The organism is Peptoniphilus faecalis (assembly GCF_012976305.1).
Classification (GTDB): domain Bacteria; phylum Bacillota; class Clostridia; order Tissierellales; family Peptoniphilaceae; genus Peptoniphilus_A; species Peptoniphilus_A faecalis.
Window position 1 is genome coordinate 46,675 of the sequence record NZ_JABDSR010000004.1, and the last position, 22,480, is coordinate 69,154.

Here is a 22,480-nt window from a genome sequence, read left to right on the forward strand (position 1 = left end):
AATTTTTCTTTTAATATTTTAGGAAGGGGAAGAATTTGTCTAATAACAAAAATAATTTTAATAAGTACATTCCAACAATCCTCTATGTAATTTTAGCGATAGCAATTTTTTATGTAGTTGCAATATTTCTAGTTCCAAAATTAAATAAAGAATCTGATATAAAGGAAACTGATTATGTATCCTTTGTAAATATGGTCAATAAGGGTGAAGTTAAGAAGGCAGAGATAAGAGATAAAACTATTGCCTTTGAAGTAGAAAAGGACGGGGAAAAAACAAGGTATCAAACTAATAGGATGTACGATCCAAATTTAGTTGATAGACTAGTGAATAAAGATGTAAAATCTGCACAAGTTTATAAAGCGGAGATGAATCCAGTATTGTCCTTTATAATTTCAACGGTGGCTACCTTTGCAATCTTTATTGCTTTTTGGCTATTTCTTTCAAAATTCATCTTTAAAAAAATGGGTGATGTTGGTCCAATGAATTTTGGAAAGAGTGGGGCAAAAATTTATGTGGAATCAACTGATGGAATAAAATTTGAAAATGTGGCAGGTCAAGATGAAGCAAAGGAAGCTTTATCAGAACTTGTAGATTTTTTACACAATCCAAAAAAGTATACAAAAATCGGTGCAAAATTACCCAAGGGTGCACTTTTAGTAGGACCTCCAGGGACTGGTAAAACTCTTCTTGCAAAAGCCGTGGCAAGCGAAGCGGAAGTACCTTTCTTTTCAATATCCGGTTCAGCTTTTGTTGAAATGTTTGTAGGGCTTGGTGCAGCAAAGGTTAGAGATTTATTTAAACAAGCTGTGGAAAAGGCTCCTTGTATAATTTTTATTGATGAAATTGATACAATTGGAAAAAAGAGAGATGGAGCGGGATTTTCGGGAAATGATGAAAGAGAACAAACTCTTAACCAACTTCTTTCTGAAATGGATGGATTTGATGCGAAAGCAGGAGTTGTAATTCTTGCTGCAACCAATAGACCCGATTCTCTTGATCCAGCTCTATTAAGACCAGGTAGGTTTGATAGGAGAATCCCTGTTGAACTTCCAGATTTAAGTGGAAGAACTGCAATTTTAAAAGTTCATGCAAAGGACATAAAAAAAGAAGAGGGCATAGATTATGACAAAATTGCTCGTGCAACTGCAGGAGCAAGTGGAGCTGATCTTGCCAACATGGTAAATGAAGGTGCTCTTCGTGCAGTTCGTGAGGGTAGAGATAAAATGAGCGAAAGGGATTTGGAAGAATCTGTTGAAGTTGTCCTTGCAGGATATGAGAAGAAAAATGCAGTTATTTCTCCGAAGGAAAAGAGAATTATAGCTTATCACGAAGTAGGTCATGCCCTTGTAGCTGCAAAACAAAAGGATTCGGCACCAGTTCATAAAATTACAATTATTCCAAGGACTTCAGGTGCATTGGGCTATACTATGCAAGTTGACGAAGAAGAAAAGTTTCTTATGTCAAAGGAAGATGCAATTAATAGTATTGTAACTTTAACTGGAGGAAGGTCCGCTGAAGAATTAATATTTGGGATTAGAACAAGTGGTGCTTCAAATGACATTGAAAAGGCTACAAAAATTGCCAAGGCAATGGTAACTAGGTTTGGCATGACAGATGAATTTGGTTTTGTTGCACTTGAGTCTATGACAAATGCCTATCTTGGTGGAGACACTTCTCTTCAATGCTCACCACAAACTCAGTATGAAATTGATGAAGCAGTTCAAAAAATTATTGGCGATGCCCATGATAAAGCTCGTAAAATTTTAAAGGAAAATATTAAAGCACTTCACGCAATTGCCGAATATCTTTTGAGACAAGAAACGATTACTGGCGAAGAATTTATGGACATTTTAAAAGAATATGACAGTAAAGAAGAGCAAGTTGAAATGCAAAGAGAATCCGAAGATCGTAATAAATCTATAGAAAATAGTGAAGATTGACATTTTAAAATTATATTTAAGATGGGTAAGTATTGGCTTTTAAAGATTATGCTTTTAAATTCAAATTAATATTTATTTAGGCTCTATATGTCTGTTAGAGATTTTACTTTTCAACAGATGTATAGAGCCTTTAAATAATAAATAATAAGATTTAAAGATTAAAGAGAAATAAATTAAAAATGATCTGCATATGCAAATTAAAAATTATAATACAAAATTTTTAATATAATGGTAAAATTATAGTAGAAGCGATACTTCAAATTTTATAATTTTGCAAGGAGGAGAAATGAAAAAAAATAGTTTTTTTAATTCCTTAGTTTTTAAACTAATATTAGGAATTATCATTGGAATTTTTGTAGGAAGAATCTCTAGTGAATCTGCTATCGTTGTAATTGATACTATTAAGAGAATAGTTGGAGATTTAATAAGTTATATTGTTCCACTTATAATTTTGGGATTTATAACTCCTGCCATTGTTTCTTTAAAGGAAAGTGCAGGCAAGATACTAAGTGTAACACTTATTATATGCTACATATCATCTGTTGGAGCAGCTACAATGTCATTTTTGGCAGGTAGAGCAATAATACCTAAACTTAACATCGCATCAAATGTTGGAGCAGGAAATGTTATTCCAGAATCAATTTTTAAATTATCAATAGCTCCAATTATGCCTGTAATGACTGCTCTCGTTACATCAATTTTATTTGGAATTGCAGTAATAGTTACAAAGTCAGAACATTGGGAAAATTTACTTTTAGAATTAAACAAAATAATCTTATCTATTGTAAATAATTTTGTTATAAAAATTCTTCCAGTTTACATTGCTACAACTTTTGCAGCATTGTCATATGAAGGTGCAATTATTTCTGAACTTCCAGTTTTCTTAAAAATTATTCTTATTGTAATTGTAGGGCATTTTATTTGGATGACAGTAATGTATTCAATTGCAGGAGCTATTTCAAAAACAAACCCTAAGGAAGTATTTAAACACTATTTACCAGCGTATTTAACAGCAGTTGGTACTATGTCTTCAGCAGCAACACTTCCTGTTGCACTTGAATGTGCTAGGAAATCTAAGACACTAGATCCAAAGATTAGAGACTTTGCAATTCCACTTTGCTCTAACACTCACTTGTGTGGCTCTGTATTAACTGAAGTTTTCTTTGTAATGACAGTTTCACAGATTTTAACTGGAAAGCTTCCTGAAACATCAAATATGATAGTATTCATAGTTTTACTTGGAATTTTTGCCATAGCTGCACCAGGAGTGCCTGGCGGTACTGTCGTTGCATCTCTAGGACTTATAACATCAGTTCTTGGTTTTAATGACACAGGAACTGCCCTTATGCTTTCAATTTTTGCACTGCAAGATAGCTTTGGAACAGCATGTAATGTAACATCAGACGGTGCAATTGCACTAATGGTTACTGGAATATTTGACAAAGTTCCTGGCAAGGGAAAAAGTAGTAAGGCTAAGGAAATTTAATATTAATTTAAAGATTAAACCAAGGAGCTTCCTTGGTTTTTTCATTTAGAAGTTATTAAATGATAAGTTAATAATTTTTAATATAATTTTTGTTAAACCTAAAATTATTGAAAAAGTCCAAATTATTGCAAAATGATATGGGAAGATTTTTATTTAACAAATTCCTATAATATTATATAAAAATTCCTCTTTAAATTTATTAAAATAAAAGTTAGATGATAATAAATTTCAGAATTGGAGGAAATAAAATGAGTAAAGTAAATGTAATATACTGGTCAGGAACTGGCAACACAGAGAAAATGGCAAATGCCATTGTTAAAGGGGCAGAAGGCGAAGGCGCTGAAGTAAAATTAATCCAAGTTGGATCTGCAACTGAGGATGATGTAAAAAATGTTGATAGAATTGCCTTTGGCTGTCCAGCAATGGGTGCAGAAGAACTTGAGGAAACTGAAATGAGACCTTTTATGGATAAAGTAAATCCACTTCTTTCAGGGAAAAATGTTGTTCTATTTGGTTCTTACGAATGGGCTGACGGCGAATGGATGAAACTTTGGCAAGAAGAAGTTGAAAATACTGGAGCAAAATTAATTGCAGATGGATTTGCTGCTTATGATGACCCAGATGAAGATGCATTAGAAGAGTGCGAAGCTCTTGGAAAGGATCTTGCAAGGTCATAAGATATCATGGAAAAATCTATTTTCATTGAATTTTTTAATCATATAAAAAATTTTAAAGATTTTGAATATATCTTAGCTTTAATAAAATCCACTGTGGCTCCAACTTTAAAAGATTTAAAATTAGGCACAATGATGAACTTAAAAAATGGAAATAGACCGTTGAAAGATTTATGGGTAAAAAATAAACTTCTCATAAAGGAAGCTTTAGGACTAGATTTTTATGAGCTCAATGAGGGAAAGGATTTTATTTTAGTTTATTTTTTTAAAAAAGATTTACTTATAAAAAAATTATCCACGCCGAAGATTTTAGATTTTCTAAATACAATGGGTTATGAAAATTGTTTTAAACTTGAAGATTATCTTAGTTTATTAAAGAGTCGATTTAATGGCACTTGCCCTGATGAAATTGGTGTATTTCTAGGATATCCTCTAAAGGATGTAATTGATTTTAAGGATCGCCACAAAAAAATATGCAAATGCACAGGATATTGGAAGTGTTTCAACGATGAAGAAAGTTCCAGAAAAGCTTTTGAAAAATTTGATGAAGTAAAAACTATTGAGATGAAAAGTATTTTAGATGGATGTTAAGATTAAAGTGGCACATAAAGTTGTGTTTAAACCAGGGTTAGTTTATACTAGCTCTGGTTTTTTAGATATTTTAGTTTGCCATAAAATTGAGTTTGATTTATGTTAATGTTATATATTTTGCCATAAAAAACCACCCTTTTAAAGGTGGTTGTAGATAAATATTAAATTATTTTACAAAAGTTTTAATAAAAGTTAGTACTATTGGTTGATATATAATGTCTACTAAGAAAGCTCCAACTATAGGAACTATCATCATGGCTTTTCTACTCATGCCATACTCTTCGTTAATTGCAGTCATATTGACTATGGCAGATGGAGTAGCACCAAGTCCGTGACCACAAAGTCCTGCACACATAACTGCTGCATCATAGTTCTTTCCAAGGGCTCTAAATACGAAGAAGTAAGCGTAAATTATCATAAAGATTACTTGACAAATTAGAACTACAAGAACTCCGCCCATTAAATCTTGAAGTTCCCAAAGTTTTAATGTCATAAGTGCAAGTGCAAGGTATAGGTTTAACATTACATCTCCAATACCATCTACTAAATTTCCGCTGAATTTGTACAGATGTGCTTTTTCATTTACATTTCTAAGTATTACTGCTATAAACATTGCACCGACATAATCGGGAAAATCCATATTAATTAAAGTGCCGATAAATTTAGAAACTAATGTACCAATTGCCATTGAAATAATAATTGCAGCAACATTCTTAACTATGTCTAAGTTTGTTAGTTCAATTTTTTCTTCTTTAAAAAGACTGTCTAGTTTTGAAGAGTCAAAATTATCCTCAACAGGTTTTAAGTCGTTTTTGAAAATCAATCTTCTTCCAAGGGGTCCACCTATTACTACTCCAAAGATAAGTCCAAAAGTTGCAGCAGCAGCGCCAACTACTGGAGCTTGTTCATATCCCAGTTTAGCAAAGGTAGAACCATAACTCATTGCAGCTCCGTGTCCACCAATCATTGATATAGATGATGCAAGCATACCGTAAGCTGGCTGAAGGCCAATAGTTTTTGAAACACCGATGCCAATTATATTTTGAAAAAGTGATAAAAGACCACAGATTAGCCAGTAAATAATTAATAGTTTGCCACCTGACTTTAATATCTTTAAGTTTGCTCCAAGACCTACTGTTGTAAAGAATGCCAACATAAATGTTGATTGAAATACATTTTCATAACCAAAGTTAAAAGTATTTGTTTTATAACCTATAAATGTGATAAACATAAACAAGAAGCCACCGACAACGGGTGCAGGTATACAATATTTTCTTAAAAATGAAGATCTATTTTTAATTCCATAACCCACAAGTAGTAATATCACAGCCAGGGCAAGAGTTAAAATAGAATCAAGGTTAATTGTTAAAACGCCATTTTCTCTTATAAATTCCATAATTTACTCCTTTAAATAAAATATATAAATGCATTACACTCTACATAATTAAATAATAACATTTATATAAATTTCCTTCAATAAAGAAATCACAATTTAATTTGTTAAACCAAAGGTTAAAGAATTTTCATTCTAGTTATAATTATAATTTTGCAATATTTTATTGTCGATACTTTTTAAAAGAATCTGGAATATTTATTGCTTTTGTTGTAAAATTATTAAAACACATCATTTATACTAATGCATTAAAACCAATGTATTAAAAAAATGCAACAAACGTTTAAGTAAAATTTATTTTTAGATAAAATATTGTTATAGGGTACTATGAAAGGAGTCCTATGGAAAAATTAACATTTAAATTTTTAGGAAAAAAACATATTGATAAAATTTATGAACTTACTTCAGAAGTTTACGAGGGAATAGAAAATAAAGAAATTTTCTCACACGACTCAAAGAGCGACTTGGAACATATAATAGATAATGGAGGAGCTTTTATTGGAGTTTATGATGGGGATAAACTTGTTGCTTACAGAAGTATTAAAGTTCCTAATGATGAGGAAAACTTGGCCTATGATGTGGACTTTTATTTAGATCCAAAAAAAGTTATTATAAATGATACAGTTGCTGTTTTAAAGGAGTATAGGGGGAAAAATCTTCAAAATATTACAAGGGAAAAATTAGAAGAGAAATATAAAGACTCTAACTTCACTCATAAAATGTCTACGGTTTCACCAAAAAACTATCATTCATACAAAAATACTTTGGATTCAGGATATATGCTTGTAGCACTAAAAAAGAAATATCCCGATGAATTATGTGAAGAGGGTTATGATAGATTTATTTTATTAAAGTCAGAAGATATTGATTTTGATTTTACTGGTGAAGAAGTTATAATTAATGCTAGTGAAATTGATAAATTAAAAGAAATTTTCGCTTCAAATTATTTTGGAGTGTCTGTAGATGATAAGGGCAATATTTTATTTAAGAAAGTTAAACCCTTTGATAGGTTTATCGCAGAAAATGAATAATTATCTTTAAATATTAGGGGGAATAAAGATGAAATTATTTTTGCCGGGTCCTGTGTCTGTTCGCAGCGAAGTTTTAAAACAATTTGAAAAACCTGTAATAGGACATAGAACTAAGGAAGCATCAGAAATTCAAAAATCGATTATAATAAATATGCAAAAAATTTTTGGGACTAAGGAAGATATTTTAGTTTCAACATCATCAGGAACTGGACTTATGGAAGGTGCAATTAGATCTTGCACAAGGAAGAGGGCATTGATTTGTGCACTAGGTTCCTTTGGAGAGCTTTGGCAAAAACTAGGCATCGAAAATGGAATTGAAACAGATATTTTAAGGACCGAACCAGGAGAAGCTACTGATCCAAATAAATTAGAAGAAGTCTTAAAGAAAAAAGATTATGATTTTGTTGGAATTACACATAATGAAACATCCTCTGGTATTTTGAATAATCTTAAAGAACTAAAGCCCATTATAGAAAAATACAGTGAAATTATTTGGGCAATTGATACTGTTAGTTCTGCTGGTGGGACTCCAATTGATCAAGATAAATATGGGATAGATATTTCTATTACATCTTCACAAAAATGTTTAGGTCTTGTGCCAGGACTAAGTTTTGCATCTTTTTCAACAAAGGCCGTAGAAAAAGCAAGGACAATAGAAAATAGAGGCCACTATTTGGATTTATTGCTTTTATATAATTATTCAAGGGAGCATAACTTCCAATATCCTTCAACGCCAGCTATCTCAAATATGGTTGCAGCAGAATATCAGCTTAATTATATTGTCAATGAAGAGGGTCTTGAAAATAGATTTAAAAGACATTTAACGATGTCAAATTATTTTAAAGATTGGGCAAACAAAAATTTTGAGGTTTTTGGAAATAAGAAATATTTGTCACCAACAATAACTTGTGTTAAAAATACAAAAAACTTAAATTTTGAAAAATTAAGTGATGAGTTTTCGAAAAGAGGTATTGTAATTTCTAATGGATATGGTTCAATGGCAGATAAAACTTTTAGAGTTGGACATATGGGTGATACAACTTTAGGTGATATGAAAGAATTTACAAAAATATTTGACGAAATATTAAAAAACATTTAAAATTTTAAGATATCTTGCAAGTATGAAAGATATCAGAGTAAAGACAAACTTAGGGAAAATATCCTTTGAAAAGTTTGGCGTATCAGCTCCTCTTGATAGGTTGTGAGCTGATATTTTTTTGTGTACTTTAGCGTGAATAAACTATTAGCTATGCTAGTGGATAGTTTATCATATGTTTTTTGAAATTGTAATAATATATGGAAGATTAAAATTCACAATAAGGGTAAAAAGAAAAAGAAGAAAAAGAAAAGGGGAGAAATATGATTTTTACAAATGCAGTTGTGCTGTCAGTAATAATTTTGGCAGCTCTATGTTTAGCTAAAGTTCCTGTATTTTTTGCATTGATGATTTCAGGCATATCTGCAGGGCTTATCTCAGGACTTGGAATTTCTGAGACGATGCAAATTTTAATAGGAGGAATGGGAGGAAACGCAGAGACAGCACTTAGCTATATTCTTCTTGGTTCACTCGCCTATTGTATGGAAGAGACTGGTGCAGCAGCTATAATGGCAAAAAAAATTGGTTCACTAGTTAAGGGCAATAAAATTTTATTATGTGCTATCATTATAGTAATTGCAATTGCCGCAGAAACAATAATACCAATTCACATTGCCTTTATTCCAATTTTGATACCACCACTTCTAGCTCTTACTAACAAGATTAAGATGAATAGAAAAATGCTTTCTGTTTCTTTTGGGTTTGGGCTAAAGGCACCTTATATTGCAATTCCAATAGGTTATGGCGCAATATTCCACGGTTTAATAATTGATTCCTTTGCAAGATCAGGACTTACAATAACAGATAAGGATGTAACTGGAACAAATTGGATAGTTGCATTAATTATGTTTTTAGGTCTATGTGCAGGCTTAATATTCTTTATGAAGGATAGGGAATACGAGACTAAAAGCGTTGAAGGGAAAATAGTTGAAGTTCCCGAAAAGCTAGAAAAGAAACATATAATTGTTCTTTTATCGGGAGTAATAACTGTTGTTGTTCAAATATTTACAAAATCGCTTCCCCTGGGAGCTTTAGTTGGGCTAATATTTGTAATTGTAACTGGTGTAGTAAAGTGGTCAGATATGCAAAAAATGCTTGACGGTGGCATTAATATGATGGGATTTATCGCTTTTGTAATGTTACTTGCGGCGGGATATGCTGAAGTAGTTAAGCAATGTGGAGCAGTTGATGATTTAGTTCAAGTAGCAACATCTTCCTTAGGAGAATCAAAAATTATATCATCTTATGTAATGATCCTTCTAGGACTTATGATTACTCTTGGAATTGGTACTTCATTTGGTACAGTTCCTATTATTTCAGCAATTTATGTGCCAATTGCAATGAGTCTAGGATATTCAATTCCAGCAACAATTTTACTTGTAACTATTGCAGCAGTTTGTGGAGATGCAGGTTCACCAGCATCTGACACAACACTTGGACCTACATCTGGACTTTCAGTTGACGGTCAACATGAACATATAAAGGACACTTGTATACCACAAATTTGTTTTTTTGGAGTTCCATTAATCATAATCGGTGGATTTGTTACAACAATAATTTAAAATTAAAAAATAAAAGAGATTCCTGCGGGGTGTACAGGAATCTCTTTTATTTTTGTCAAAATATAAGTAAAGGATGTAAAATAATCATTATTATCTTACTAAGTATATTATAACTCAAGCTCAGTAAAAGTAAAGAAAAATTTTATAATACGAACGATATTCCATATTGTGGGATATCGTAAAATATAAAAATACAATAAATTCATTTAAAAACTATTTATCTTTTTGGCAATCAGGGCAGATGCCGCGAAGTTCTACTATGTGATTTGTAACAGTGTAGCCCGTTTCTTTTTCTGCAATATTTTCAAATTCCGAAATTGGACAATTTTCGATTGCAGAAATTTTTCCACACTTATCGCAGACGATATAATGTCTATGTCCCATATTTGCAAATTCAAAATAGTAAAGTCCATTATGATACAAATTCTTTTTTAAAATATTCTTTTCAGAGAGTTCGTTTAACATTCGATAAAGGGAAGTGAAGCTTGGCAAAGAATTTTTGTCTACCGCTTCATAAATTTCTTCAGTATTCATTGGCACATGGGATTTGTAAAGTAAATTTAAAAGTGCTAACCTTCCCTTAGTTATTTTTAAATTATTTTCCTTTAATATATTTTCAAAATTTTTCAAAAAATCACTCACTTTCAATCTTTAATATTATTATATCAAAATTTAATTAATTTCAAAAATTACTTTAATAATAAAAATTTAGTGCTATAATAACTAATGGAAATCATTATTATTTAGGAGGCAAAAATGAAAAATATCAAGAAAATTTTATTTTTATTAGCAGGAATAGTTTTACTTTCAGGCTGTTCCAAAGGTGCAGATACGAAAAACTCTACAAAAGAAGATACAAATAAGGAAGGGTTAAAGGTATATGCTTCAGTTTATCCAATGTACGATTTTGCAAAGAAAATTGCTGGAGACAAATTAGACGTAGAAATGATAATGCCACAGGGAATAGAACCTCACGGATGGGAACCAGATTCTAATGCAATTAAAAATCTTGAAAACGCAGATATGTTTATTTATAATGGTGCAGGTCTTGAATCTTGGACTGACAAAGTTATCAATTCTTTATCAAATAAAGATTTAAAAGTTGTGGAAGCATCAAAAGGCGTTGAACTCATTAAGTCAGATCATGATGAAGATGAAGAAGAACACGAACATGAACATGAAGAAGTTGAAGATAACAAAAACCATGATGCAACTAAAGAAAACAACAATCATGTTCATGAAGACGAACATGATCACGAAGATCATCAACATGGTCCAATGGATCCTCATGTATGGATTTCACCAAAGAATGCAAAAATAGAAATGGAAAACATAAAAAATGCTTTTGTTGAACTTGACAAAGAAAATGCAGATTATTATGAGTCAAATTATGAAAAATATGCTAAAATGTTAGATGAACTTGATGCAAAATATAGTGAATCTTTAAATAAACTTCCAAATAAGACAATTGTAGTAAGCCACGAAGCTTATGGCTATTTATGTAAAGAATATGGTCTAACTCAAATTGGCATAAAAGGTGTTAACGCAGAAACTGAACCTGATGCAAAGAAAATGGCGGAAATAATTAATTACATCAAAGAAAATAAAATTAAAACTATTTTCACAGAAGAATTAATTGATCCAAAAGTTTCAAAAATTATTGCCGATGAAACTGGATGCGAGGTAAAAGTTCTTTCTCCAATTGAAGGTCTTAGCGAAGAAGAAATTAAAAACAATGAAGAATATTTTAGCATCATGGATAAAAATTTAGAAAATTTAGTGGGTGCTTTAAAATAGTGAAGGAAAAATTGTTAGAAATCAAAAATCTAAGTTTTAAATACAGTGATGAATTAGTCTTAGATGACATAAATTTTGATGTTTATAGGGGCGACTACATCGCCCTTATAGGTTCTAACGGTGCCGGAAAGTCGACATTAGTTAAGCTGATATTAAATCAACTTAAACCACTTACCGGCACCATTTCTTTTTATACAAAAAAGGGATTAAAGGACATTGGATATGTTCCACAACTTTCCATACCATCAAGTTTGGAATTTCCAATAACTGTAATAGAACTTTTATCTCTTGCACTTTATCCAAAGAACAAGGGGTTTAAAAAATTAAAGGAATACGACAGAGAAAAAATTTTCAATGCATTAAATCTCGTTGGCATGGAAAAATACAAGGACAGACTTTACACAGAATTATCTGGAGGACAAAGACAGAGAGTTTTAATTGCAAAAACACTTGTGGCTACACCAGAATTTTTAATTTTAGACGAGCCAATGACTGGAGTGGATAGGGAGTCCAAGAATTCATTATTCCATCTTTTGAGTCATATAAATAGGAAACACGCCATTACAATTCTAATGATTACACATAATCTTGAAGAAGTTGAAGAAAATGTAAACAAAGTTTTTGAGATAAAAGATGAAAAAATTAGGGAAGTGAAATAATGGAAATCTTTCAGTATTCATATATGGTTAAGGCACTAATTGTCGGAGCATTTTTGTCAATAATTATTCCGTGCATGGGAGTTGTAGTTGTAAACAAAAAGATTTCAGTAATTGGAGATGCACTTTCTCACGTTTCCCTTGCGGGTGTAATGCTTGGACTTATTACTTCAACTTCGCCAGTGCTTGGTGCACTTTTATTATGTATAATTGGTTCAATTTTTCTTGAATATGTTAGAAAAAAATTTCCTGGTTATCAAGAAATTTCCACTGCAATTTTAATGAGTACAGGAATTGGTCTTGCTTCACTTTTTTCTGGATTTGTAAAGACTAGTGCAAACTTTGAAGAATATCTCTTTGGATCAATAATTGCAATTCCAAAGTTTGATTTTTATTTAATTTTAATAGTTTCAATAATTGTATTTATTTTATTTTTCTATTTATTTACAGATCTCATGTATATTTCCTTTGACGAGTCTTCTGCAAGATTATCGGGAGTAAATGTAGATAGAATAAATTTGATTTTTATGATTTTAATTGCAGTTACAATTTCTGTTTCAGCAAGAACTGTTGGGATTTTAATCATATCATCTCTCATGGTAGTGCCAGTAGCCTGCGCAATGCAATTTAAGCTAGGCTATTTAAAGACAACTATACTTTCATCTATCTTCGGTTTTATTTTTACAATAATTGGACTTGTAGCTTCCTTTTACATTGGGCTAAAGCCAGGAGGAGCAATAGTATTAATTGGAGTTTTATTTTTGACGATTATACTCTTAATAAAGAAAAAATAAGAGTGAGGATTTTGACATGTCCTCACTCTTTATTAATAATTTATGTTTTAATTTTTAACTATGACGACCGTAGTGTACATAATTTTCTTCATAGAAATATTTAAAATAAGAAGATGTTCCTGTTACGGAAAAATACAAATTACCACTCTCGCCAATGCCAACACTTCCTAAATGTACTATTATAGGAGTCTCCACTAATTGAGTAATAAATTCATGGCTGTCCTCCTAAGAAATAAATAATTTTAATTAAAATTAACATAAGCTATAAAATAAAACAAAGAGAAAATTTATTTTCATTATATTTATAATCCAAGATTAATATAATCCAAGATTATATAAACAAATGAAAAAAGCAAAAACAATAAAAGCTATAAAAGTGCAGAGGTATGTAAGAATATAATATTCTTTTTTAAAGGATTTTTTAAAATCAGAAAAACCTAGCTTTCCAAGTATGATAGGGAAAAAGGGTAATAAAATAATTAAAAATTGTCTAAATAAATAATTAGAATAATCGCTCATATAATCACCTCGTCTTAATTGTAATATATTTTTGTTAATATGCAATGATATTTAGATAAAGTGAGAATAAAAATATTTTAGCTTAAAGCTAATAAGATTCTTTATTTATAGGCATCTTTGTTTTATTATAGAGAGAGCAAGGCATAGGAGTGTTTTATGAAAATTCAAGTTAAAGAAAATAATTATACAATTGATATTGTTTATAAATGTGAAGAGAAAATAAAAAATTTTTTAAATAAAAATAGAGATTCAAAATATTTAGTAATAACTGATGAAAATGTCTACAATCTTTACAGTGAAAGATTAAAAAATATTATGTATGGATTAAATTTTTATATTTTCAAATTTCCTGCTGGAGAAAAGTCTAAATCCATGGAAAATTATATAAATATTAATAAATTTTTGCTGGAAAATAATTTTAACAGAGGAGATATTATAATTGCCTTTGGTGGCGGAGTTGTAGGTGATATTTCTGGATTTGTTGCAGCAACATATTTAAGAGGAATTGATTTTATTGCTATGCCAACGACCCTTCTTTCCATGATTGATTCTTCAGTTGGTGGTAAAAATGGCATTAACTTTATGAATTTAAAAAATCAAATAGGATCTTTTTATTTTCCAAAATATGTCTATATTGATTATAGCTTTTTAGAAACTTTGGACGATAGAAATATTAACAATGGACTTGCAGAAATTTTTAAATATTCTGTACTAAAAGATAAAAATCTTTTTTATTACTTAAAGTCCTGTAACAAACTTGATTATAAAAAAATAATTTATGAATCGCTAAATATTAAACTTGATTTTGTGAAAGAGGACGAGAGAGATAAGGGAAAAAGACAAAAATTAAATCTTGGTCATACTATTGGTCATGGAATTGAATCCCTTTCGAACTATAAATTAAATCATGGAGAGAGCATTGGAATTGGAACAATTTATATGGCAAGAGCTGCTTATAAAATGGGCATAGCAAAAAGCGATTTTTCAAAAGAATTAATTTTAGCCTTTAAAAATCACAATCTTCCAACAAGTTATGATTTTGATACAGATGAGATTTTAGAGATTTTAAAACACGATAAAAAGATAAATAAAAATCTTATAAATGTAATTCTTCCAATAAAAATTGGTGAAGTAATAAATAAAAAAGTTACTTTTGATGAATTAAGAGAAATTGTTGAATTAGGTAAGGGAAATGAATAGAATTATTGAAAATAAAAAACTTTCGGGAGAAATTTCAGGGATTACATCAAAATCCTATGCACATAGAGCTATTTTTTGTGCCGCAATTGCAAAGGGAAAGCCAATAATTGAAATAAGCGACCTTTCAAAGGATATTGAAGCTTCAATAAATGTAATAAAATCTTTGGGAGTTGAAGTTATAAAAAAAGATAATAAGTTTTATATAAATCCTTCCAAAATTTACAAAAGTCCAGTGACTTTTGATGTAAATGAAAGTGGAACTACTCTTAGATTTTTACTTCCAATTGTTGCAACACTTGGTCTTGATGCAAAAATCATAAGAAGAGGAAGTCTAATTAATCGAACAAATTCAGTTTATTTTCACGAATTTCCAAAACATGGCGTAGATATTTATGAAAAGGGTGATATGATTTTTGTAAGTGGAAAATTAAAAGACTATAATTTTACGCTTCCAGCAAATATTAGCTCACAATTTGTTTCGGGATTTATGATAGCTTCAGGATTTTATGGCGAAGATTTTAATATTAAAATTACTACAGAAAGGGAATCAAAACCGTATATCGACATGACAATTGATATAATGAGAAAATTTGGAAGTTGTGTAATAGAAAAGAAAAGGGGATATATTTGTAGGGGCAAATTTAAAGCGATAGATTATGTTGTAGAAAAAGATTGGAGCAATGCTTTATTTTTCTTGGCAAGTGGTGTAAAGGTCAAAGGTTTAGATAAAAATTCTAAGCAAGGAGATAGAAAAGCAATTGAAATTTTCAGGGATTTGGGATATGAAAATATTTTAAAAGATGAATTTCAATTTAAAAGAGTTAAAGATCCAAAGAAAAAAATTATTATAGATGCCAAAAATATGCCTGATGCAGTTCCTATTCTTTCAGTACTTGCTGCTGCATCTAATACAGAGACAGAAGTTATAAATATAAAAAGATTAAAATTAAAGGAAAGCGACAGAGTAAAGAGCACTGTTGAGATGCTAAATAATTTAGGCGTAGATGTTAATCTAAGGGAAGAATCTTTTTCTTTTAGTGGAATAGAAAAATTTAAAAGTGCAAAAATTGATTCACATAAGGATCATAGAATTGCAATGGCATCATCTATTGCGGCAACTTTTGCAGAAGGTCCTATTATTATAAATAATAGCGATTGCGTGGAAAAATCCTACAAAAACTTTTTTAAGGATTTTAAATCTTTGGGAGGAATTTCAAATGTCCTATAGTTTTGGCAAAAATTTTAAAGTAACTTTATTTGGTCAATCTCATTCTAAGGGAATTGGTATTTTAATTGAGGGAATAAGTGCGGGCTATAAAATAAATAGAGATTTAATCGCAAAAAATTTAGATAGAAGAAGACCGGGCAAAAATAAATTCTCAACTGCAAGATGTGAACTTGATGACTTTCAAATTATAAGTGGTGAAGTTGATGGAATAACTTGTGGTGCTCCTCTTGCTTTTGTAATTGAAAACAAGGACCAAAGAAGCAGCGACTATGAAAATTTAAAGGACAATCCTCGTCCATCTCACGCAGATTACCCGGCCTATGTAAAATATGGTGGATTTAACGATATTAGAGGTGGCGGACAATTTTCTGGCAGGATGACGGCTCCAATTGTAATCGCAGGTTCTATTGCAGAAGATTTGCTATTAAACAGAGGAATAAAAATTTTTTCAAGAATAAAAAGCATTGGGAGTATAAAGGATGTTGAGATAAATTTAAATAATATTGATGAAGAAGTTTTTTATGACTTAAAAAATCAAGAGATACCAGTTTTTGATGAGCATACAAGAGAAAAAATGGGAAGTGAAATTTTAAAAGCAAAGGAAAGGGAAGATTCTATTGGCGGAATTGTGGAAACTTTTATTTTAAACATGCCAGCGGGAATTGGAGAACCCTTCTTTGATTCAGTTGAATCAGTTATTTCTCATGCAGTTTTTTCTATTCCAGGAGTTAAGGGAATTGAATTTGGGAGCGGATTTGAAGCTGCAAAAATGACGGGCAGTAGCCATAATGATGAATATTATTATGATGATGGAAAAGTTAAGACTAAAACAAATAATCATGGTGGAGTAATTGGTGGACTTACTACGTCAATGCCAATAATTTTTAGAACTGCAATAAAACCAACTAGCTCCATTGGAAAAACTCAATACACAATATCATTAAAAAATAAAACAAGGGAAAAGTTAAATATTCATGGAAGGCATGATCCTTCAATTGTGCCTCGTGCATTAGTTGCCATTGAAATGATTTCGGCAATTGCAATTTTAGATTTAGTTATGGAAGGTGAAAGATGAAAAATTTAGATGAATCGAGAAAAACATTGGATCAAATTGATTCACAAATTGTAGATCTTTTAGAAAATCGAATGAAGATTTCAAAGGAAATTGGAATTTACAAATTAAATAACAATTTAAATACAGAAGATTCATCACGGGAAGATAAAATTATAAAAAAACTGGAAAATAAAATAGATCCTGAATTTAAAAATTCTATAAGACCAATTTATAGTGAAATTTTTAGTGAAAGCAAAAAAATTATTACAAAAGTAAAAAATGAAAATTTTAAATATGGTTTAATTGGAGAGGACTTATCTCATAGTAAATCTAAGGAAATTCATGAACTATTTGAAAAATATAATTACAATTTAAAGAATTTAAAAAAAAGTGATGTTGAAAGTTTTTTTGAAAATAAAAATTTTCTCGGCATAAATGTTACAATTCCTTATAAAGAGATTTCAATGAAATATTTAAATGAAGTAGATGGACTTGCAAAAGAAATTGGTGCAGTGAATACTATTGTAAATAGAGCTGGAAAATTAATTGGATATAACACGGATTATTTTGGATTGGATTACAGTTTAAATCACTATGGAATAAATATTAAAGATAAAAAAGTTTTGATTCTTGGAAGTGGTGGAGCAAGTAAAATGGTACAAAAACTTGCAAAAGACAAAGGTGCAACAAGTGTAATTGTGATAAGTAGAAGTGGCGAAAACAATTACGAAAGATTGGATAAATATAAGGACTACAATATTTTAATTAATACAACACCTATTGGAATGTATCCCTATAATATGGAATGCAAAGTTGATCTCGCTAGATTTCAAGCTTTAGAAAGTGTAATTGATTTAATTTATAATCCACTAAACACAAAATTAATTTTAGATGCAAAAAGACTTGGATTAAAAACTATGTCCGGACTTTTGATGTTAGTTGTGCAAGCTTTTTTTGCTGGTGAATTATTTTTAGATGAAAAACTAGACAAGAGTTTAATAGAAAAAGTTTATTTGAATTTAAAAAAAGATATGCAAAATATAGTCTTTGTTGGCATGCCATCTGCTGGCAAGACTACAATGGCAAAGCTATTGTCAGAAAAATCTAATAGAGAATTTTTTGATACAGATAAATTAATTGAAGAAAGAGAAGGGAAAATTTCTGAAATTTTTAAAAATAAGGGCGAAAAATATTTTAGAGAAGTCGAAAGCAAAATTTTAAAGGAAGTTTCAAAAAAAACTGGAGTAGTAATTGCCACTGGTGGTGGTACACCTTTAAAAGAAGTAAATAGAGACTTAATTTTACAAAATTCAATAGTAATTTATTTAGATAGAGATTTAAAGAACCTTGAAACCGAAGGAAGACCCCTTTCTAAAAATTTAAATAATCTTAAACAAATGTATGAAGATAGACATAAAATTTACGAAGACATCTCTCACATAAGAATAAAAGTAATTGAAGATAAAGAAAAAAATTTAGAGAAAATTTTGGAGGAAATCAAAAATTATGAAAATTTTAGTAATTGACGGTCCAAATATGAACATGCTTGGAATTCGTGAAGTGAATATTTATGGAAGTGAAAACTATGAAACTTTATTAAAATTATTAGATGAAGTTGCTCTTGAAGAAAATATTGATATAATACACTTTCAATCAAATTATGAGGGAGCGATTGTCGATGAAATTCAAAAAGCTTATCAAAAAGTTGATGGCATAGTTATAAATCCAGCTGCCTATACTCACACAAGTGTTGCAATTTTAGATGCTCTTAAATCTGTGAGTATACCAACAGTTGAAGTTCACATTTCAAAAGTTTCAGAGCGTGAAGACTTTAGACAAATAAATTTTATTAAGCCCTATGCAATAAAATCCTTTGAAGGATTTGGCATAGATGGATACAAAAGGGCAATAATATATCTAAAAAATTATTTAAAGGGGAAAAAATGAAATCACTTATAATTGACAATTACGATTCTTACACCTACAATCTTTTTCAATTAATTGGAAAGGTTAGTGGAGTAGAGCCAATTGTAATTAAAAATGACGAGATGACTTATGAAGAAATTTTAGATTTAGACTTTGACAATGTAATTCTTTCTCCAGGTCCCGGAAGTCCAGAAAAAGAAAAAGACTTTGGAGTGTGTAAAGATATTATTGAAAAATTAAATAAACCAATTTTGGGAATTTGTCTTGGACATCAAGGAATATACTACTACAATGGTGGAAAAATTTTAAAGGCGAGAGAGCCAATGCACGGTAGACAAAGTGAAGTGATTCATAAGGGAAAAAATTTATTTAAGGGAATAAAAAATAATTTTAAAGTAACAAGGTATCATTCCTTAATTTGCGAGGACAAAGAACTTGAAAATATAAATATTGATGCAAGGACAAGTGATGGCATTGTAATGGCAATTTCTCATAAGAATAAGCCAATTTATGGAGTTCAGTTTCACCCCGAGTCCATAGCAAGTGAATGTGGAGAAAAGTTAATAGAAAATTTTATAAATATTTGTCAAGAATTTTATAAAACAAGGGAACTTTATTATGAAATAATTGATAAGAGTTTTGATACTAAAAATATTTATGACAAAATTTATAATTACTGTGAAGGAACTCTTTGGCTAGACAGCAACAAGGTGGAAGAAGGACTTTCGAGATTTTCTATTTTTGGACTTCAAGGGCCTAAGAGCCATACAATTAAATACGATGTTGATAAAAAAATTGTAGAAAAATCCTTTGAAAATTCTTCAGAAGTAGAAATTTATAATATAGATATTTTTGATTTCTTAAAGAAAAATCGCAAAAAGTGGATTTATGACGAATCACTTCCCTTTGATTTTCAATTGGGATATATTGGCTACTTTGGTTATGAATTAAAAAAAGATACAGAAAAGGTAATAAATAAATATTCCTATGAACATCCCGATGCCTATTTTAAATATTGCGATAGAGCTTTAGTTTACGATCATAAAGAAGAAAAATTATATTTTCTTTCTCATGTTGACGATAAAAATTGGATAAATGAAATAAAAAATATTTTAGAAAAAGAAATTGAAATAAAAAAAGGGGATAATACAAAAAAAGATTTTCCAAAATTAAAATTTATAAAGGACAAAAAAACTTACATTAATGACATAAAAAGAATAAAGGAATTAATTTGCGAAGGGGAAACTTATGAAGTATGTCTAACAAATAGACTAGATATTTTTGACAAAATAAATGGAAAAAAATATTATGAATATTTGAGAGAAAAAAGTCCTGGACAATACAGCGCCTACTTGCCCTTTGATGAAATAAAAATTGCGTGTTCTTCAATGGAAAGATTTTTAAAGGTGGACAAGAATAATTTTGTAACTACAAAGCCAATTAAGGGAACTGTAAAAAGAGGAGATTCTTTAGAAGAAGATCAAAAATTAATTGAAGAGTTAAAAAATGAAGAGAAAACGAAGTCAGAAAATCTTATGATTGTAGATTTACTTCGCAATGATTTGGGTAAATTTTGTAAAATTGGTTCTGTTGAAGTGCCAAAATTAATGGATGTGGAGACTTATAAAACTCTGCACCAACTTGTTACTACAGTTTCTGGAAAAATTAAAGATGATGTTGATATAATAGATGTGCTGAAAAAAACTTTTCCAGGTGGATCAATGACAGGTGCTCCTAAAAAAAGGACATTGGAAATAATAGATGAATTAGAAAATTATCCACGAGGAATTTATTCTGGAACTATTGGATATATTTCAAATAATTCTACAATGGATTTTAATATTGTAATTAGAACTGCATTAATTGAAGATGAAAAGACTACTATTGGAGTTGGTGGAGCTATTATTATTCTATCAGATGAAGAGGAAGAGTTCGATGAAATTGTTTTAAAGGCAAAGGGTTCTCTTCTTGCACTGCAATCTTATTACAATAATTTTGATGAGATAGATATTGAGGGAAGCAAAGGATAATGAAAGATAAATTAAGTAAAGGAAAAATTGTAAAAATTAAAGAAGTAAAGGTGGGCGGAAATAAGCCTATTATTATAGCAGGTCCTTGCTCTATTGAATCTCGTGAACACATCGTTGACGAGGCTTTATCGTTAAAAGAAATAGGAGTAGACATACTTCGTGGTGGTGCCTTTAAGCCAAGGACAAGCCCCTTTGACTTTCAGGGTCTTGGGTTTGAGGCAGTTAAGTACTTAAAGGAAGCATCAGAAAAAAGCAATCTTCCCATAGTAACAGAAGTATTAAGCGAAGAGCATGTTGAGAAGATGAAAGATTATGTAGATGCCTTCCAAATAGGTTCTAGAAATATGTATAATTATGCTCTTTTAAAAAAAGTTGGGAAAACAATGAAACCAATAATTTTAAAAAGAGGATTTTCTGCAACTATAAGGGAGTGGGAGATGGCTGCAAAATATATTGAAGCTGAGGGAAACGAAAATATAATTTTTTGTGAGAGAGGTATAAGGACCTTTGAAACTGAACTTAGAAACACATTGGATCTTGCAGGAGCTTATCTCTTAAAAGAAAAAACTGGCTATCCTGTAATTGTGGATCCAAGCCATGGCACAGGCAAAAGAGAATTAATTTTCCCAATGGTAAAAGCAGTACTTGCACTTGGACTTGACGCAGTGATGATTGAAGTTCATCCAAATCCTGATGAAGCAATGAGTGATGCAGCACAAACTATTGACTATAAGACCTATGAAAAAATAGCAAAATATGTAGGAGAATTTAATGAAAATAGAATTTGACGATGGTTTTTCCTTTGGAAAGGGCGTCTTTGAAACTATAAAAGTAGTTGATGGTATGCCTTTATTTTTAGAAGATCATTTAAAAAGACTAAAAAATTCTTTGGATTTTTTTGAAATAAAAACTGATATTGATGAAAAAAAGATTTATGAATATATAGATAAATCAAATAATAAAAACTTTGCCATGAAAGTGATTATTTCAGATAAAAATTTTATTGTTACTTCAAGAGAAGATAATTATAGGAATGATAATAAATCTTATAAACTGAAAATTTCCAAAGTCAAAAGAAACTCAACTTCAAAAATAATTTATCACAAAAGCCTTTCCTATTATGAAAATATTTTAGAGCATGGATTGGCGGTAGGTGGTGGTTATGATTCAGCCTTATTTTTAAATGAAAGAGAAGAAATAAGTGAGACTTCTTTCGCCAATATATTTTTTGTAAAAAATGATAAGATTTATACTCCAACAGTTTCTTCGGGACTTTTAAGGGGAACAATGCGAGGATTTTTGATTAAGAATTTTGAAATTATTGAAGATAAAATTTACGCCAAGAATTTAGATAGTTTTGACGAGTGTTTTATTTCAAATTCACTAATGGGAGTTAGAAATGTAGTTTCCATTGACGAAATAAAATTTAATAGGAATGTGAAAACAAAAATAATACAAGATTATTTAAAAAAATTTGGATTTTAAAATATTTAGACTGGAGAT

The 22,480-nt window shown here is 30.1% G+C and carries 20 protein-coding genes; 18 read left to right on the forward strand and 2 right to left on the reverse strand.

Features of this window, described 5'->3' with window-relative positions:
• The first annotated feature begins 35 nt into the window (after positions 1-35).
• From ftsH to HKO22_RS03600, 4 genes are all read left to right on the forward strand, one after another.
• Positions 36-1,940, forward strand: a complete 1,905-nt coding sequence (gene ftsH, locus HKO22_RS03585) for an ATP-dependent zinc metalloprotease FtsH (protein ID WP_169968613.1) — start codon at positions 36-38, stop codon at positions 1,938-1,940.
• Positions 1,941-2,226: 286 nt separating this feature from the next.
• On the forward strand, positions 2,227-3,426 hold the full coding sequence (locus HKO22_RS03590) for a dicarboxylate/amino acid:cation symporter (protein WP_169968615.1): 1,200 nt from the start codon (positions 2,227-2,229) through the stop codon (positions 3,424-3,426).
• A 248-nt stretch (positions 3,427-3,674) separates the two neighbouring features.
• Entirely contained in the window at positions 3,675-4,103 is a 429-nt protein-coding gene (locus HKO22_RS03595; RefSeq protein ID WP_169968617.1) for a flavodoxin, read from the forward strand.
• Positions 4,104-4,109: 6 nt separating this feature from the next.
• The gene (locus HKO22_RS03600; protein WP_169968619.1) at positions 4,110-4,691 is read left to right on the forward strand and encodes a DUF3793 family protein; all 582 of its coding nucleotides are present in this window, start codon (positions 4,110-4,112) and stop codon (positions 4,689-4,691) included.
• 166 nt (positions 4,692-4,857) lie between these two features.
• Here the strand turns inward: HKO22_RS03600 and gltS are convergent, their stop codons facing one another.
• A complete protein-coding gene (gltS, locus tag HKO22_RS03605; protein ID WP_075660338.1) occupies positions 4,858-6,087 on the reverse strand; it encodes a sodium/glutamate symporter in 1,230 nt (409 codons plus the stop codon).
• Positions 6,088-6,425: 338 nt separating this feature from the next.
• On the opposite strand from gltS, the gene HKO22_RS03610 reads away from it, so the two are divergent.
• From HKO22_RS03610 to HKO22_RS03620, 3 genes are all read left to right on the forward strand, one after another.
• Positions 6,426-7,115, forward strand: coding sequence for a GNAT family N-acetyltransferase (locus HKO22_RS03610; RefSeq protein WP_169968621.1), 690 nt, complete (start codon positions 6,426-6,428; stop codon positions 7,113-7,115).
• Positions 7,116-7,143: 28 nt separating this feature from the next.
• Complete coding sequence (locus HKO22_RS03615) at positions 7,144-8,214, forward strand: pyridoxal-phosphate-dependent aminotransferase family protein (RefSeq protein WP_211660195.1); 1,071 nt, start codon at positions 7,144-7,146, stop codon at positions 8,212-8,214.
• A gap of 260 nt (positions 8,215-8,474) precedes the next feature.
• On the forward strand, positions 8,475-9,773 hold the full coding sequence (locus tag HKO22_RS03620; RefSeq protein WP_169968623.1) for a Na+/H+ antiporter NhaC family protein: 1,299 nt from the start codon (positions 8,475-8,477) through the stop codon (positions 9,771-9,773).
• Positions 9,774-9,986: 213 nt separating this feature from the next.
• Here HKO22_RS03620 and HKO22_RS03625 read toward each other — a convergent pair whose 3' ends face one another.
• Positions 9,987-10,403 carry a Fur family transcriptional regulator gene (locus HKO22_RS03625; protein WP_169968625.1) on the reverse strand — a complete coding sequence of 139 codons (417 nt, stop codon included), beginning with the start codon at positions 10,401-10,403 and terminating at the stop codon, positions 9,987-9,989.
• 126 nt (positions 10,404-10,529) lie between these two features.
• On the opposite strand from HKO22_RS03625, the gene HKO22_RS03630 reads away from it, so the two are divergent.
• The 11 genes from HKO22_RS03630 (at position 10,530) to HKO22_RS03680 (ending at position 22,462) form a co-directional block, all read left to right on the forward strand.
• Positions 10,530-11,570 (forward strand): metal ABC transporter substrate-binding protein, encoded by a 1,041-nt coding sequence (locus tag HKO22_RS03630; RefSeq protein ID WP_169968627.1) that lies wholly within the window; start codon positions 10,530-10,532, stop codon positions 11,568-11,570.
• Positions 11,570-12,229: a metal ABC transporter ATP-binding protein gene (locus tag HKO22_RS03635; protein WP_169968629.1), complete on the forward strand. Its 660-nt coding sequence runs from the start codon at positions 11,570-11,572 to the stop codon at positions 12,227-12,229. Before HKO22_RS03630 ends, HKO22_RS03635 begins: the two co-directional genes overlap by 1 nt.
• Positions 12,229-13,020 carry a metal ABC transporter permease gene (locus HKO22_RS03640; protein WP_169968631.1) on the forward strand — a complete coding sequence of 264 codons (792 nt, stop codon included), beginning with the start codon at positions 12,229-12,231 and terminating at the stop codon, positions 13,018-13,020. The genes HKO22_RS03635 and HKO22_RS03640 overlap by 1 nt, the downstream gene beginning before the upstream one ends.
• A 675-nt stretch (positions 13,021-13,695) precedes the next feature.
• A complete protein-coding gene (aroB, locus tag HKO22_RS03645; RefSeq protein WP_075658517.1) occupies positions 13,696-14,739 on the forward strand; it encodes a 3-dehydroquinate synthase in 1,044 nt (347 codons plus the stop codon).
• Entirely contained in the window at positions 14,732-15,967 is a 1,236-nt protein-coding gene (locus HKO22_RS03650) for a 3-phosphoshikimate 1-carboxyvinyltransferase (RefSeq protein ID WP_169968633.1), read from the forward strand. The genes aroB and HKO22_RS03650 overlap by 8 nt, the downstream gene beginning before the upstream one ends.
• The gene (aroC, locus tag HKO22_RS03655; protein ID WP_075658521.1) at positions 15,957-17,042 is read left to right on the forward strand and encodes a chorismate synthase; all 1,086 of its coding nucleotides are present in this window, start codon (positions 15,957-15,959) and stop codon (positions 17,040-17,042) included. The genes HKO22_RS03650 and aroC overlap by 11 nt, the downstream gene beginning before the upstream one ends.
• Entirely contained in the window at positions 17,039-18,547 is a 1,509-nt protein-coding gene (locus HKO22_RS03660) for a shikimate kinase (RefSeq protein ID WP_075658523.1), read from the forward strand. The genes aroC and HKO22_RS03660 overlap by 4 nt, the downstream gene beginning before the upstream one ends.
• Complete coding sequence (gene aroQ, locus HKO22_RS03665; protein WP_075658525.1) at positions 18,528-18,968, forward strand: type II 3-dehydroquinate dehydratase; 441 nt, start codon at positions 18,528-18,530, stop codon at positions 18,966-18,968. Before HKO22_RS03660 ends, aroQ begins: the two co-directional genes overlap by 20 nt.
• Positions 18,965-20,977, forward strand: coding sequence for an aminodeoxychorismate synthase component I (pabB, locus tag HKO22_RS03670; protein ID WP_169968634.1), 2,013 nt, complete (start codon positions 18,965-18,967; stop codon positions 20,975-20,977). The genes aroQ and pabB overlap by 4 nt, the downstream gene beginning before the upstream one ends.
• Complete coding sequence (gene aroF / locus HKO22_RS03675) at positions 20,977-21,765, forward strand: 3-deoxy-7-phosphoheptulonate synthase (RefSeq protein ID WP_169968636.1); 789 nt, start codon at positions 20,977-20,979, stop codon at positions 21,763-21,765. Before pabB ends, aroF begins: the two co-directional genes overlap by 1 nt.
• The gene (locus HKO22_RS03680; protein ID WP_169968638.1) at positions 21,749-22,462 is read left to right on the forward strand and encodes an aminotransferase class IV; all 714 of its coding nucleotides are present in this window, start codon (positions 21,749-21,751) and stop codon (positions 22,460-22,462) included. The genes aroF and HKO22_RS03680 overlap by 17 nt, the downstream gene beginning before the upstream one ends.
• Positions 22,463-22,480: the final 18 nt, after the last annotated feature.